Below are 13,035 nucleotides of genomic sequence, written 5' to 3' on the forward strand. Positions count from 1 at the left end.
CATCACCACCCGCGCGTTGGTCTTTCTATCCCGCGAGCGAGGAAGGATTTGGTGATGATCAGAATCTTAGCTGTAGTTGCGCTGGCAATGGGCGCGGCAACCGCTGTATCTGCGCAAGAGTCATCGCAGACTGCCGTCGCTAATTTCATCGGCAAGGATGGCAAGGAGGCGGGCCGCGCGATGTTGACGGCGGCTGGGAAAGGCGTGCTGATCGAGATGGAGGTCACCAGCCTGCCAAAGGGCACTTGGGTCGCCTTCCATGTTCACGAAGTCGGGAGCTGCGACGCTGCAGGCGGCTATGAGTCTGCCGGCAAGCATTTTGCTGGCGAGGACGAGAGTGCCGAACATGGGTTCCTGGCGGCCAAAGGTCCGCATGCCGGCGACATGCCGAACCAATATGTCGGCGCGGACGGGACGCTGCACGCCCAGGTGTTCAACAGCTTCGTTTCTCTCGACGACAAGAGCACCGCCATTCGCGGACGGGCCTTGATGATCCATGCAGGTTCCGATGACAACCGCAGCCAACCGGCGGGCGACGCGGGTGACCGCCTCGCCTGTGCTGTCATCGAATAGGTAAAGCGATCTAGAGCAATTTCAGGAAAAGCGTGTAACGGGTTTTCCGTCCGGAATTGCGTGGTTTCACAGCATTAGGTCATTTCAATGTTTCACTGGAACAGTGAAATGATCTAACGCCCGCCGACCTTCAGCCCCGGAGCTGGCCGCTCGTCGAGTATCTGGCGGCGGAAGCGGAAAAGCGCGGCCGGTCGGCCGCCGGTAGAGGCAAGCGTACCGCCTGTCGGCTCGACGAGCTCGGCCCCCTCGACCAGACGTCGAAAGTTCTGCTTGTGCAGGTGACGGCCAGAGATCGCCTCCACGGTCGCCTGCAAATCGGTAAGCGTGAATTCCGGCGGCATCAGTTCGAAGACCACGGGCCGGTATTTGATCTTCCCCCGCAATCTGGCGACAGCCGTCGCGGCGATGCGGCGGTGGTCGTGTCGCATCGTCAAGCCGACGGTGGGATTGCCGAGGTTGCGGCTATGCCCGTCGATCACGGCCTCGCGCACAAGGCCGGCCTCGTAAAGCAGTTCGTAGCGCTCCAGTACCCGCTCTTCGTCCCAGGGGAAATCGTCAAGGCCGAAGGCCAGGCGAACACGGGAGCGGCGTTGGAAGGCGGAGGCTGATCGTTCATCTTCCGGCGGGCTGTTTTCCCAGCGAGCGAGCGCCGGCAGGATTACCTGGTCCAGCAGGGCGGGGCGTCCGTGCCGCCAATCCTCCCACGGCAGATAGCCATACCAGTCCCGCCAGTGAGCGCCGGCCTCTGCCAATCGCTCATTGTTCTCGGCGTCGGTGCGGGTCAGCGCCAGGTAGCCGACGGAGACCATGTGCTTGCCTTCCTCGCCGGGCAGCCGCTGGCGGCCACGATCGCCGAAGGTGTAGAGCTGTTCGATATATCCAAGCTTGAGAGCGGTGCGTTTTTCGACGCGATCGCGCAGGCCCGTCTCGAAGGTGCGGTGACGCGCCGGATCGAAAGGACCGAAGGGCAAGCTGTCACGCATGTCGCCATCCGCCTCGCTGACGGCGAGAATATGCGGGCTGCGGTTGACGACGGCGACGATCGCCGCATTTAGCCCGATCTCGACCGCAATTGCCGGCACGTCATTCGGCATGCTGCGTGCTCTCGGGTCGGGTGGGGAGCATGAAGGGTGCATTGCCGTTGGCGTCGGCCCCGCGGCCGATGGATCGCACGGCGGCAACGAGCCTTCCCTGTCGCGACAGCGCCTCGTCGCCGATCTCGACGAGCCTCAGGTTAGGTGTCGCGAAGGGCGACACGCGCCGCAGTCGCGCCGCCAGGGCATCATCGTCCTGGTCCGGCTCGACCGCAAGGGCTGCGATCAGCGCGGCTGCCGGCGAGCGGGAGACGCCCATCCAGCAATGGATGAGGAGCGGGCGGGTACGGTCCCAGTCGCGGGCGAAATCGATGATCCGCCGGACGTGTTCCTCCTGCGGAGCAATCAGGTCGCCCGTTCCGGCGAAGCTGATGTCGTTGACGCCGATCTTCAGATGTTTCTCCCGATCGATCACGGCAGGGCGGTGAAAATCCTGCCCCTTGGCAAGCAGGCTCAGCATTTCGCGGCAACCGTGGCGAACGGCCATTTCCGCGATGCGCGCGAGCGGCGAGACGACAATGCCGGTCATTTCAGGCTTCCGCCCTTGCCATGGTCCGCTCCCCTTCGAGCGTGTTGAACCGTTCGGCGAAGCGCCGTTGTGCCTCGACCGCCGGCAGCGGATCGATCAGCAGGGTTTCCCGCGTAATACCGCGCGGTTGACCGAAGAACCTCCGGGCCTCCTCCGCCGAAAAACCGGCAAGCTCGGTCGCTTCGAAATAGGCGGCGACGCGATCGGCCTTCTTGATCCGCTCCTTGAGTTCCTTGGGCGTATGAGGCGGCAGGCCGAAGCGCAGGTGCACGGCGCTTTCGAGCCGCTTTTCCACGGTCTTGTAACCACCGCCGACAACAGCCTTGAACGGCGAAATCATATCGCCGATCACGTATTCGGGGGCGTCGTGCAGCAGTGCCATCAGGCATTCATCCGCGTTGCAACGGTTGGTCCTACGAAAGATATCCTCGACGATAAGGCTGTGCTGGGCGACGGAAAAGGCGTGATCGCCCGAGGTCTGGCCGTTCCAGCGTGCCACGCGGGCGAGCCCATGGGCGATGTCGGAAAGCTCGACGTCGAGCGGCGAGGGGTCGAGCAGATCGAGCCGCCGGCCGGAAAGCATACGCTGCCAGGCACGCGCATTCGTCATGCGCTTGCCTCATCGGCCTCGGTCGGGAACGAGAGGCCGGTCCAGCCGGGCAAGGTCAATGTCACCGGCACGTCGCCTGCGAGAATGGTATCCCCCTTGGTGATCGCCTCACCGGCCTTGTCGATGCGAACGATGGCAAGGGCGGCCTTGTGCCGTACGGTGCCGAGGGAGCCGATCGATCGGCCATTGACGGTAATGCTTGCACCTGTCGAAGGCAGCGGCGCTTCGCTAGCAACAATGACGACGCGGCGGCGTGCCGTGGCGCGGTGCTGCATGCGGGAAACGACCTCCTGACCGACATAGCAGCCCTTGCGGAACGAGAGCCCCCCATTGAGATCCATCAGCACATCGTGCGGAAAGGCATCCTGCAAGGCAAAGTCCGGCCCGGAAACGGCAACGCCGCTCGCGATCCTCAGCCGCTCGAGTTCGGTGACGTCTGCCTCCGGGTTCCCCATGTCCTGATAGAGACGGAAAACCGATTTTCCGGCCTTCTCGAATCGATGATCGCGATAGCTCCCGGCGGGCTGCTCTTCCTCGAACACGACGGTGACCGGCGCCGGCGACTGGAGCGAGAGTTCGACCGCGGAGCGCAATTTATACATGGTCAGCCGCTTCAGGAGCGGCTCGGCCTGATCACTCGTCGTCTCCAGCCTGAGTGCTTCGCCATCGCGGGAGATCAGAAAGTCGAACAGAATCTTGCCCTGTGGCGTCAGCAAGGCGCCCGGGCGCGCTTCGTCGGAACCAAGCGCACCGATATCGGTGGTGATCAGGTTTTGCAGAAGATCTTCAGCATCCCTACCGGAAACGCTGATGATCGCGCGGTCATCGAGGGAAACCTTCGGCATCGTTCGAATCCTGTTCTCTTTGTCGAAGAGGTAGGATGTTCGCCGCTCATCGGCAAGCATGCCGCCGGAGCGGGAACAGGAAAAGTGCCAGGCTGCTATCCGTTCACGTCCGCTCTACGGCGCCGTGCGTCTTTCCAGACGCACAAAGGTCGTTGCCGCACATCGCTACTCAGTCGCCAGCGACGAAAAATTTCCAACGACCGTCGGGCGTGATGCCGACGCGGTAAAAGTTATAGCTGCCGAATTCTTCCATTTCGGCGAAGTCACCGGCGGTGACGAGGCGGAACAGGTCCACCTTTTCCGGCGCTGTGAGCGAAGACAATGGCTTTTCGGCAAAATAGGGCCAGACGTAGGCTTCTTCCGGCGTGCCCTTGTCGGCGAGAACAAAGCCGGTCGACAGAACGTCGAGAAGGATGGCCAGGATTTCGACGCCGTCCTGATCGCCGGAAAGGTCCTTGAGCGTTGTGACCGGGTCCTCGTCGCTATTGACACCCGTCACCTGTGTTTGCGTTGGTCCCTTGCCGAGCAGTGGCCGCAGCCTTTCGATGTCGCCGGAGGCAGCGGCTTCGACGATCAGTTCACGCATGCGTGCAACAGGTGCTGGAATCGTGGAAACATCCGTCAGCACCTCGACAGGCTCAACGACTTGCGGCGGCTCGATTTCATCATCTTTGCTCGCGGCCTTGTCGACGAGCGGATTGGGCATTGGAATTTCGAGAGGGGCTCTCTCCTCCGGCTCGACCTCTTCGGGCTGACCGGCCGGCGCCGTGCTCTGGTCGCTGGCAATAGGTCCAGGAACCCTCTGAAACTCGCTGAGGGCAAGCGCGGGGGATGCGATGATCGGTGTGTACGCGGTTATGCCGGCCAGCAGCAGCGTAGCGAGGCGAACCGGGGAAACCCGGTTTGCAAGGTTCCGTCTCATTGAGGCAGTCCCGATATTACTGGATTGTTCGCTGTGGCGAGAATTCTCCGGCCAGCATCCGCTCGCGAAGCGAATTCAACATCGCTTCGGCGCCTTCTTCGCCATGAAGCCGAATGGTTTCCCGCATGGCCAGCGCGATCGCCGCATCGGCGATGATCTCCGGCTCGATGCCGTCCGCCATGCCGTCCGCCCAGGCTTCATTCTGATGTTCGAGGGCCGCCTGCATTTTCTCGTGGACGATCATGTCGTCGATGTCGGTCAGGCTTGGTTCCATCATTCGTTCCATGCGACTTCCAATACGTGCACTTGGCTCAATCTAACGCTGCTCCGCTGAACCGCAACTGAACGGGGCGGATGGGCCGGTCACTTCTTACCACTCTCTTAACAAACTTAGCAGCCTTTTCCCGAAACGACACGGGGTCCCGGGAAAAGAGGTTAATTTATCCCTAATTTCCAAAGCGGGCGACGATTTCTGACGCAAGTGTTGCACCTTCGGCACGGTATCGCTGCTCGGCGAGAGTGGCCGGCTCGGTGCACGTCGTGTAGACCGACGCGAAGGTTCGATATCCACGGTTGAACGCAGCCGTCAGACGCTCGCGCCGCTTCGGTTCGTCGCCCGTCTCCTTATCGAGCAATTCCTGCGTCGAGCGTCGCCACGTGTCTTCTTCCGCCTTGAGGCAGAGATTGCGCAGATAGTGGACAGATCCGAGAATTTCGGCGAGGCGAATCAGCCGCTGATCGTACGGCGTCGACTTTTCCTCCGTCGCCGCTTCAGGCGCCTTGTCCTGTTGGGACGGTGCCTCTTCTTGAGCGGCGGCGCCCGCGGCGAAGGCGAGAACGGCGCCAATCAGGGCAAGTCGAAGAAGGGGAAGGGCGCTGGTCATGGTCCCATCAAATCCGAATCAACGTCGGTTTTATGGCAGGTATCAGCCTCGATGTGCCCTGGCGAGAGGCCCGACAGTTTTTCGACGCACTGACGAACGCTCTCCGGAATCGGCAGTTCGAAGATTTCCGGCGGCGTGAACCAGCCGACGCCTGCGGCGTCGTCGCTGGCGATCGCGACAGAATTGGTATCCGCACGGACCATGAAAACTGAGAGCAGGAAATGCCGCCCTTCCGATTCCTTTCCCGGCAGATCGTAGGTTTCGAAGAGCACCGGGTCACGGCCACTGATGCCGGTCTCCTCCGCAAGCTCACGCAGTGCCGTCTCTGCCGGCGTCTCGCCCGGCTCTGCCCGGCCACCGGGAAAGGCATACATGTCGGCCGACGGCGGATTGGCGCGTCGGACGAGGAGATAACGCCCATCCCGTTCGAGGATGGCGGAGGAGGCGAGTTCGGGCTGCTTTTGCATCGCAGAATCAAAATGGCGTTGGATCGTTGACCCATCCTACGTGAAGTGCCACATCCATGTCATGTGCGGACGTTTTGCGCTCACGGCGACGCCGGAAGAATTGTTGGAGCTGTTTGGTCTGCTGGAGGCGGAAGACTTTCCGGCGCGCTACAACATCGCGCCGACGCAGCCGATCATCGTGGTCGTTGGCTCGGATCGGGCGAAACCTGGCAGCAACCTGCCGGAACGCAAGGCGCTGCTCGTCCGCTGGGGCTTCACGCCCGGTTGGGTGAAGGATCCACGCAAGTTCCCGTTGCTCATCAACGCCCGTTCGGAATCGGCGGTCGGAAAGGCAGCCTTTCGCGCAGCGATGCGACATCGCCGCATTCTGGTGCCGGCCTCGGGCTTCTATGAGTGGCACCGCCCGGCAAAGGGCAGTGGCGACGCTTCGCAGGCCTACTGGGTCCGCCCGAAGCGGGGCGGGATCGTCGCCTTTGCAGGCCTCATGGAGACCTGGTCTTCAGCCGACGGCTCGGAGGTCGACACCGCAGCGATCCTCACCACCGGCGCAAACACGGTGATCCGGCATATCCATGATCGCATGCCGGTCGTGATCCAGCCGGAAGACTTTGCCCGCTGGCTGGACTGCAGAACCCAGGAGCCGCGCGAAGTCGCCGATCTCATGACGCCGGTCCCGGACGACTATTTCGAGGCGATCCCCGTGTCGGACAAGGTCAACAAGGTCACCAATACCGGACCCGAGCTTCAGGATGAGGTCGTTCCTGCAAAGTCGCCGGAAACGGCGCGCCGGAAACGCGCTGACGACCGTAACGACGACAACGAGCAGATGTCCTTGTTCTAGCGGGGTGCCCCTTGGTGGGGTCTACTTGCATGGTCCCCTAAATCGTAGCCGATTTGAAGAACATGCAGCAATTCAAAGCGCTGCAGCGTCTTTTGCGCGTCTGACGGGACGCGCGGCGCTGTAGATCACGCCGGGCGTTTGACGAGTTTGCCTGACGGCTTGACCTTGATCTGCAGTGCGGCGGCGAGCACGGCCTTGAGGCCGAGCGGCCGGTACAGCGCTACCAGATCGGCGGCGGGTGGTTTGGTTTCGGTGGTCTTGGCGGCCTTCACTTCTATTCTCTCCATGGTGCTTTCCCTGACCGGGAACACTTTGTTTTCCCGTTATGCGCGAAAACAAAGCTCCTCCTTGTTCCTCCGGAAACAGGGATCGGATGCAGGGCCAATCTGCAATCGCGAATCTCCTTCCCGTTGCGGCGATCCAGATAAGCCAATGATGACAAAACCATGGCCGCTATCATTCGATGATGCCGGTCGTTGCTTGCCCGTGGTTGACCTCTTGACCGGCGTGATGTGAAGCGCGATAAGTGTCGCCATGAAAACGGTTATCTGCATTATTTGCCGGAAGATTATTCGCTAGCGATCCGCTGGCCTGGCCGTTTTCGTCTCCTAAAATCCAAGATGACAAACGTGCGGGCCGCCCGGACGCTGTATATTCCGACGGTTGCACGCAGGCTTGGAGATTTGGGATGGGCGCTATGCCGACTTTGAAGCTGTACAACACACTGACGCGGGAGAAGGCCGATTTCCGGCCCATCGACCCGGAGAACGTCCGTATGTACGTCTGCGGCCCCACGGTCTACGACTATGCCCATATCGGCAACGCGCGTCCGAACATCGTCTTCGACGTTCTCTTTCGATTGCTGCGCCATGTCTACGGCGCGAATCATGTCACCTACGCTCGCAACATCACCGACGTGGACGATAAGATCAACGCGCGGGCGCTGCGCGACTATCCGGGGCTGCCGCTGAACGAGGCGATCCGGCGCGTGACCGAGAAAACCGAGACGCAGTTTCTCGAAGATGCGAAGGCGCTCGGCTGCCTTGATCCGGACGTGCAGCCGCGCGCCACCGAAAATATCGCCCAGATGATCGAGATCATCGAGACGCTGATCGCCAAGGGGCATGCCTACCAGGCCGCCGGCGAAGTGCTGTTCGATACGAAGTCGATGGCCGATTATGGCCAGCTCTCGAAACGCAACCTCGACGAACAGCAGGCCGGCGCCCGTGTCGCCGTCGATGCCCACAAGAAAAATCCCGGCGATTTCGTGCTCTGGAAGCTTTCCGAGGACGACGAGCCCGGTTGGGAGAGCCCTTGGGGACGTGGTCGCCCCGGCTGGCACATCGAATGCTCGGCGATGAGCAGGCGCTATCTCGGCGAAGTGTTCGACATTCACGGCGGCGGACTGGATCTGATCTTCCCGCATCATGAAAACGAGATCGCTCGGTCGCGCAGCGCCCACGAGACCGACGTGATGGCGAACGTGTGGATGCACAACGGTTTCCTGCAGGTCGAAGGCCGGAAGATGTCGAAGTCCGAAGGCAATTTCGTCACCATCTACGAACTCCTCCACACGGAGAAGTTCGGTGGCCGCAAATGGCCGGGCGAGGTGTTGCGGCTTGCCATGCTGATGACGCACTATCGCGAGCCGATCGACTTCTCCATCAAGCGGCTGGAGGAGGCCGAGCACCTGCTGTCCAAATGGCCCGTACCCGGGGAGACGGCCGACGAGCCGGATCCCGCGATCGTCGCGGCACTGGCGGATGACCTCAACACCGTCGCGGCAATTCAGGCGTTGCATGCGCTTGCCCAGAAGGCATCGGTCGATTCGCGCCAGGCCGGCGTTTTCGCCGCAAGTGCAGCTTTGCTTGGCGTCGAGCCGAAGGAGATCGAGCTCGACGAGGCAGTCGTACACGAGATCGACGCACGGGTGCGTGCCCGTCTCGAACTCATCAAGGAGAAGAACTTTGCCGAAGCGGACAGCATTCGCAACGATCTTCAGGCCCTGGGCATCCAGCTCAAGGACGGCAAGGACCCGGAAACCGGCGAACGAGTGACGACATGGGAGGTAAAGCGGTCGCAGGCGTGACCGTTTAAGGCGACAAATCACAGCAGAGGAAAGGAGCGTGACATGACGGACGAGATCCATACTGGCGGGTGCCAATGTGGCGCGATCCGCTTTCGCGTCGAGGGAACGCTCGGCGACGCCTCCGTTTGCCATTGTCGAATGTGCCAGAAGGCGAGCGGGAACTTCTATCTGCCGCTCGTTTCCGTGCGCGGCGCAACGATCACCTGGACGCGCGGCGAGCGCCGGCGCTTTCAGTCGTCGAACGCCGTCTGGCGCGGTTTCTGCGGTGATTGCGGCACACCGCTGACCTACGAGGCGCCGGATGGCATGGCGCTGGCAATCGCAGCCTTCGACAAGCCCCAAGGTATCATGCCGACGGTCCAGTGGGGTATCGAGGCGAAGCTGCCCTATGTCGACCATGTGCCCGACCTTCCGGGCGAAGAGACCATGACGGATGTGGCGGCGGGCTCGTTCCTCGCCGATCTCGTTTCCTATCAACACCCCGATCACGACACCGAAATCTGGCCACCGGAGGCAAAGCGATGACCGATGCTGTACGAACAGGAGGATGCCAGTGCGGAGCCGTGCGCTTCCGCATCCACGGAAAGCTCGGACGCCCGTCCATATGCCATTGCCGCATGTGCCAGAAGCAGTTCGGGTCGTTCTTTTCGGCGCTCGTCACGGCTCCGAAGGATGGGGTCGAGTGGACGCGCGACGAGCCGAGCTACTTTCAGTCCTCGGTCAATATCGACCGCGGCTTCTGCCCGAAATGCGGAACGCCGCTGACTTACCGGCATCCGGGCGGACTCGAAATCGCGATCGGCGCCTTCGATGACCGCTCCGACCTCGCGCCGCAAATCCAGGTCAATTACGCCGCGCGGCTGCCGTGGGTCGAAACGATCTTCGAGCAGCCGGTGCACGACGATCCGGATTATTATGCCCGGCAGGAACAGATCATCTCCTTCCAGCACCCCGATCACGAGACGGATCAGTGGCCGGTGTCGGGGGCCTGGTCGTGATGATCAGACGAATCTTTACTGGCGGCTGCCAATGCGGCGCGGTGCGCTACCGCGCCGAGGGCACGCTCGACGACCCGCATCTTTGCCATTGCCGCATGTGCCAGAAGGCGGCAGGCAACTATTTCCTGCCGCTCGCCAACATCAAGCGGGAAGATTTTCTTATCACTCGCGGGGAGCCGTCCTGGTTCCAGTCGTCGGATGTCGTCAGGCGCGGCTTCTGCCGCGACTGCGGTACGCCGCTCTTCTACGACATGCCGGGCGAAGGTTTCCTGAACATCGCACTCGGCTCGCTGGACGACCCGGACGACGTACAGCCCGTCTATCAGTCCGGCATCGAGTCGCGCGTGTTGTGGTTTTCTCATCTGCCGCGCCTTCCTGAAAGGGAGACCGATGACGGCAGCGAAGAATCTGCGGCGCGTCATTTGCGCGTGCTGGAATCCAACCGCCAGCATCCCGACTACGAAACCGTGCATTGGCCACCCAAGGAAGACCTGTTGTGAGCGTCACATTGCGAACCCTTTATCCGGAAATCGAACCCTATGCCTCCGGCCATCTCCATGTCGGCGACGGCCATGTGATTTATTGGGAACGCGTGGGTACCCCCGGCGCAAAGCCGGCGGTTTTCCTGCATGGCGGACCGGGCGGCACGATCTCGCCGAACCACCGCCGCCTCTTCGATCCGGTACTTTACGATGTGACGCTGTTCGACCAGCGCGGCTGCGGCAAGTCCACGCCGCATGCGGAGATCGAGGCGAATACGACATGGCATCTCGTCGCCGATATCGAGCGGCTGCGTGAACTGGCCGGCGCCGACAGATGGCTGGTTTTTGGCGGCTCCTGGGGCTCGACGCTGGCGCTTGCCTATGCGGAGACTCATCCCGATCGTGTTTGCGAACTCGTCGTCAGGGGCATCTACACGCTGACGAGAGCCGAGCTTCACTGGTACTATCAGTTCGGCGTCTCGGAAATGTTTCCGGACAAGTGGGAACGCTTCGTCGCTCCGATACCACCGGAGGAACGCCATGAGATGATGCTGGCCTATCATCGCCGGCTGACGAGCGAAGACCGCGCAACGCGGCTTGCCGCCGCCAAAGCCTGGAGCATCTGGGAAGGCGAGACGATCACGCTGCTGCCGGAGCCGGCAACGAGCACGCGCTTCGAGGACGAGGAGTATGCTGACGCCTTTGCCCGCATCGAGAACCATTTCTTCGTCAATGCCGGCTGGCTGGAGGACGGGCAGTTGCTGCGTGACGCGCATAAGCTCCACGGCATTCCGGGCGTGATCGTGCACGGCCGCTACGACATGCCGTGCCCGGCCAAATATGCCTGGCAGTTGCACAAGGCCTGGCCGCAGGCGGAATTCCACCTTATCGAGGGGGCGGGGCACGCCTATTCGGAGCCGGGCATTCTCGACCGCCTGATCCGGGCGACGGACAAGTTTGCAGGCAAGACCGAATAGAGCGGCAGGTGTCCGCGGTTTTCGCCGGCATCCCGCGCTGACCCATTAGCATCGTACGTTGGAACTGAGCCATGACCAGGGAACGCATCTATCTCTTCGACACTACGCTTCGGGACGGACAGCAGACGCCCGGCATCGATTTCTCCGTCGAGGACAAGATTGCGATTGCGACCATGCTCGATGATTTCGGCATGGACTATGTCGAAGGCGGCTATCCGGGTGCCAACCCGACGGACACCGAGTTCTTCAAGCAGACGCGCACACAGAAGGCTTCCTTCGTGGCGTTCGGCATGACCAAGCGCGCTGGCGTCTCCGCCTCCAACGATCCGGGCCTGCGCGCGTTGCTCGATGCCAGGAGCGATGCGATCTGTCTCGTTGCCAAGAGCTGGGACTATCATGTCGAGGTGGCACTCGGCTGTTCGAATGAGGAGAACCTCGACAACATCCGCGCGTCGGTCGAGGCGGTTGTCGCCTCCGGTCGCGAGGCCATGGTCGATTGCGAGCATTTCTTCGACGGCTACAAGGCAAACCCGGGCTATGCACTTGCCTGTGCGCGAACGGCACTTGAGGCAGGAGCACGTTGGGTCGTGCTGTGCGACACCAACGGCGGCACGCAACCGCCGGAGGTGCGCGAAATCGTTGCCGCCGTGATCGCCGGAGGCGTCCCCGGCGCCAACCTCGGCATTCACGCCCATAATGACACCGGCCAGGCCGTGGCGAATTCGCTTGCCGCCGTCGAGGCCGGCGTGCGCCAGATCCAGGGAACGCTGAACGGCATCGGCGAACGCTGCGGCAATGCCAATCTAGTGACGCTGATCGCGACTCTGGCGCTGAAGGAAGCCTATTCCAGCCGCTTCGAAACCGGAGCGGATTCCGAGAAACTGCAGGAACTGACTACGCTTGCGCATGCGTTCGACGAGCTTCTGAACCGCTCGCCGGATCCGCAGGCGCCCTATGTCGGCGCGTCCGCCTTTGCCACCAAGGCCGGGATCCATGCGTCGGCGCTGTTGAAGGACCCGAGAACCTACGAGCATGTCGCGCCCGAAAGCGTCGGCAATCTGCGCAGGGTCATGGTCTCGGACCAGGGCGGCAAGGCCAATTTCATAAATGCGCTCAAGCGGCGCGGCATCAGCGTCGCCAAGGACGACCCGAGGCTCGACAAGTTGATCGCCCTCGTCAAGGAGCGCGAAGCCACGGGCTACGCTTACGAGGGTGCGGATGCGAGTTTTGCCCTGCTCGCGAGTCGCACGCTTGGAACCGTCCCCGATTTCTTCCACGTCGAGAGCTTCCGCGTGATGGTCGAGCGGCGCTTCGATGCGAACGGGAACTTGAAGACGGTCTCGGAGGCCGTGGTGAAAGTCGTCGTCGACGGGGAAGTCATGATGTCCGTTGCCGAAGGCCATGGCCCGGTCAACGCGCTCGACCTTGCCTTGCGCAAGGACCTCGGCAAATACCAGTCGGAAATCGTCGATCTCGAGCTTGCAGACTACAAGGTGCGTATCCTCAATGGCGGTACCGAGGCGATCACGCGCGTGCTGATCGAATCGACTGATCGCACCGGCGCGCGCTGGTGGACGGTTGGTGTTTCCGACAACATCATCGATGCGTCCTTCCAGGCTCTCATGGACAGTATCGTCTACAAGCTCCTCAAGAACCGCGATCAGATCGGATTGATAGCGGCCGAATGAGGTTCGGGTGCGCTTTGCTTCACCGTTCGATCAGAG

At 61.9% G+C, this 13,035-nt stretch carries 17 protein-coding genes; 8 read left to right on the plus strand and 9 right to left on the minus strand.

The annotated features are described in order from the left end of the window. Positions 1-54 precede the first annotated feature (54 nt). Complete coding sequence (locus tag QN219_RS02935) at positions 55-573, plus strand: superoxide dismutase family protein (protein ID WP_283998259.1); 519 nt, start codon at positions 55-57, stop codon at positions 571-573. A gap of 113 nt (positions 574-686) precedes the next feature. Here the strand turns inward: QN219_RS02935 and QN219_RS02940 are convergent, their stop codons facing one another. The 8 genes from QN219_RS02940 to QN219_RS02975 form a co-directional block, all read right to left on the minus strand. Continuing rightward, the gene (locus QN219_RS02940) at positions 687-1,667 is read right to left on the minus strand and encodes an NrtR DNA-binding winged helix domain-containing protein (protein WP_283997808.1); all 981 of its coding nucleotides are present in this window, start codon (positions 1,665-1,667) and stop codon (positions 687-689) included. Further along, positions 1,657-2,196, minus strand: a complete 540-nt coding sequence (locus QN219_RS02945) for a tyrosine phosphatase family protein (protein ID WP_283997809.1) — start codon at positions 2,194-2,196, stop codon at positions 1,657-1,659. The genes QN219_RS02940 and QN219_RS02945 overlap by 11 nt, the downstream gene beginning before the upstream one ends. Position 2,197: 1 nt before the next feature. Further along, positions 2,198-2,806, minus strand: coding sequence for an HD family hydrolase (locus QN219_RS02950; protein ID WP_283997811.1), 609 nt, complete (start codon positions 2,804-2,806; stop codon positions 2,198-2,200). Continuing rightward, a complete protein-coding gene (locus QN219_RS02955) occupies positions 2,803-3,651 on the minus strand; it encodes a folate-binding protein YgfZ (protein WP_283997813.1) in 849 nt (282 codons plus the stop codon). The genes QN219_RS02950 and QN219_RS02955 overlap by 4 nt, the downstream gene beginning before the upstream one ends. A 169-nt stretch (positions 3,652-3,820) precedes the next feature. Continuing rightward, a complete protein-coding gene (locus QN219_RS02960) occupies positions 3,821-4,573 on the minus strand; it encodes a hypothetical protein (protein WP_283997814.1) in 753 nt (250 codons plus the stop codon). Between the two features lie 16 nt (positions 4,574-4,589). Then, a complete protein-coding gene (locus QN219_RS02965; protein ID WP_085939040.1) occupies positions 4,590-4,859 on the minus strand; it encodes a hypothetical protein in 270 nt (89 codons plus the stop codon). Positions 4,860-5,019: 160 nt separating this feature from the next. Then, positions 5,020-5,457 (minus strand): TIGR02301 family protein, encoded by a 438-nt coding sequence (locus QN219_RS02970; protein WP_283997816.1) that lies wholly within the window; start codon positions 5,455-5,457, stop codon positions 5,020-5,022. Then, positions 5,454-5,924 (minus strand): NUDIX hydrolase, encoded by a 471-nt coding sequence (locus QN219_RS02975; RefSeq protein ID WP_283997818.1) that lies wholly within the window; start codon positions 5,922-5,924, stop codon positions 5,454-5,456. The genes QN219_RS02970 and QN219_RS02975 overlap by 4 nt, the downstream gene beginning before the upstream one ends. Positions 5,925-5,985: 61 nt before the next feature. Here QN219_RS02975 and QN219_RS02980 point away from each other — a divergent pair, with 61 nt between their 5' ends. Then, entirely contained in the window at positions 5,986-6,765 is a 780-nt protein-coding gene (locus QN219_RS02980) for an SOS response-associated peptidase (protein ID WP_283997819.1), read from the plus strand. Between the two features lie 125 nt (positions 6,766-6,890). Here QN219_RS02980 and QN219_RS02985 read toward each other — a convergent pair whose 3' ends face one another. Next, positions 6,891-7,052 (minus strand): hypothetical protein, encoded by a 162-nt coding sequence (locus QN219_RS02985; protein ID WP_283998281.1) that lies wholly within the window; start codon positions 7,050-7,052, stop codon positions 6,891-6,893. Positions 7,053-7,453: 401 nt separating this feature from the next. Here QN219_RS02985 and cysS point away from each other — a divergent pair, with 401 nt between their 5' ends. The 6 genes from cysS to cimA all read left to right on the plus strand — a co-directional run bounded on the left by cysS (position 7,454) and on the right by cimA (position 12,999). Continuing rightward, positions 7,454-8,854, plus strand: a complete 1,401-nt coding sequence (gene cysS / locus QN219_RS02990; RefSeq protein WP_283997820.1) for a cysteine--tRNA ligase — start codon at positions 7,454-7,456, stop codon at positions 8,852-8,854. A 42-nt stretch (positions 8,855-8,896) separates the two neighbouring features. Next, positions 8,897-9,379, plus strand: coding sequence for a GFA family protein (locus QN219_RS02995; protein WP_283997821.1), 483 nt, complete (start codon positions 8,897-8,899; stop codon positions 9,377-9,379). Further along, positions 9,376-9,852: a GFA family protein gene (locus tag QN219_RS03000; protein ID WP_283997823.1), complete on the plus strand. Its 477-nt coding sequence runs from the start codon at positions 9,376-9,378 to the stop codon at positions 9,850-9,852. Before QN219_RS02995 ends, QN219_RS03000 begins: the two co-directional genes overlap by 4 nt. After that, entirely contained in the window at positions 9,852-10,352 is a 501-nt protein-coding gene (locus QN219_RS03005) for a GFA family protein (protein WP_283998261.1), read from the plus strand. Before QN219_RS03000 ends, QN219_RS03005 begins: the two co-directional genes overlap by 1 nt. Then, positions 10,349-11,311, plus strand: a complete 963-nt coding sequence (pip, locus tag QN219_RS03010) for a prolyl aminopeptidase (protein ID WP_283997825.1) — start codon at positions 10,349-10,351, stop codon at positions 11,309-11,311. Before QN219_RS03005 ends, pip begins: the two co-directional genes overlap by 4 nt. Positions 11,312-11,382: 71 nt before the next feature. Beyond that, on the plus strand, positions 11,383-12,999 hold the full coding sequence (cimA, locus tag QN219_RS03015) for a citramalate synthase (RefSeq protein ID WP_283997827.1): 1,617 nt from the start codon (positions 11,383-11,385) through the stop codon (positions 12,997-12,999). Positions 13,000-13,035: the final 36 nt, after the last annotated feature.

The organism is Sinorhizobium sp. 8-89 (assembly GCF_030124325.1).
Lineage (GTDB): Bacteria > Pseudomonadota > Alphaproteobacteria > Rhizobiales > Rhizobiaceae > Sinorhizobium.

Excerpts from the sequence above, each read along its gene's own strand:
- QN219_RS02985 (WP_283998281.1), bottom strand. The coding sequence starts at position 7,052 with ATGGAGAGAATAGAAGTGAAGGCCGCCAAGACCACCGAAACCAAACCA.
- QN219_RS02965 (WP_085939040.1), bottom strand. The coding sequence starts at position 4,859 with ATGGAACGAATGATGGAACCAAGCCTGACCGACATCGACGACATGATC.
- cimA (WP_283997827.1), top strand. The coding sequence starts at position 11,383 with ATGACCAGGGAACGCATCTATCTCTTCGACACTACGCTTCGGGACGGA.
- QN219_RS03000 (WP_283997823.1), top strand. The coding sequence starts at position 9,376 with ATGACCGATGCTGTACGAACAGGAGGATGCCAGTGCGGAGCCGTGCGC.
- QN219_RS02980 (WP_283997819.1), top strand. The coding sequence starts at position 5,986 with ATGTGCGGACGTTTTGCGCTCACGGCGACGCCGGAAGAATTGTTGGAG.
- QN219_RS02960 (WP_283997814.1), bottom strand. The coding sequence starts at position 4,573 with ATGAGACGGAACCTTGCAAACCGGGTTTCCCCGGTTCGCCTCGCTACG.
- QN219_RS02955 (WP_283997813.1), bottom strand. The coding sequence starts at position 3,651 with ATGCCGAAGGTTTCCCTCGATGACCGCGCGATCATCAGCGTTTCCGGT.
- QN219_RS03005 (WP_283998261.1), top strand. The coding sequence starts at position 9,852 with ATGATCAGACGAATCTTTACTGGCGGCTGCCAATGCGGCGCGGTGCGC.
- QN219_RS02935 (WP_283998259.1), top strand. The coding sequence starts at position 55 with ATGATCAGAATCTTAGCTGTAGTTGCGCTGGCAATGGGCGCGGCAACC.
- QN219_RS02950 (WP_283997811.1), bottom strand. The coding sequence starts at position 2,806 with ATGACGAATGCGCGTGCCTGGCAGCGTATGCTTTCCGGCCGGCGGCTC.
- QN219_RS02940 (WP_283997808.1), bottom strand. The coding sequence starts at position 1,667 with ATGCCGAATGACGTGCCGGCAATTGCGGTCGAGATCGGGCTAAATGCG.
- QN219_RS02975 (WP_283997818.1), bottom strand. The coding sequence starts at position 5,924 with ATGCAAAAGCAGCCCGAACTCGCCTCCTCCGCCATCCTCGAACGGGAT.
- QN219_RS02970 (WP_283997816.1), bottom strand. The coding sequence starts at position 5,457 with ATGACCAGCGCCCTTCCCCTTCTTCGACTTGCCCTGATTGGCGCCGTT.
- QN219_RS02995 (WP_283997821.1), top strand. The coding sequence starts at position 8,897 with ATGACGGACGAGATCCATACTGGCGGGTGCCAATGTGGCGCGATCCGC.
- QN219_RS02945 (WP_283997809.1), bottom strand. The coding sequence starts at position 2,196 with ATGACCGGCATTGTCGTCTCGCCGCTCGCGCGCATCGCGGAAATGGCC.
- cysS (WP_283997820.1), top strand. The coding sequence starts at position 7,454 with ATGGGCGCTATGCCGACTTTGAAGCTGTACAACACACTGACGCGGGAG.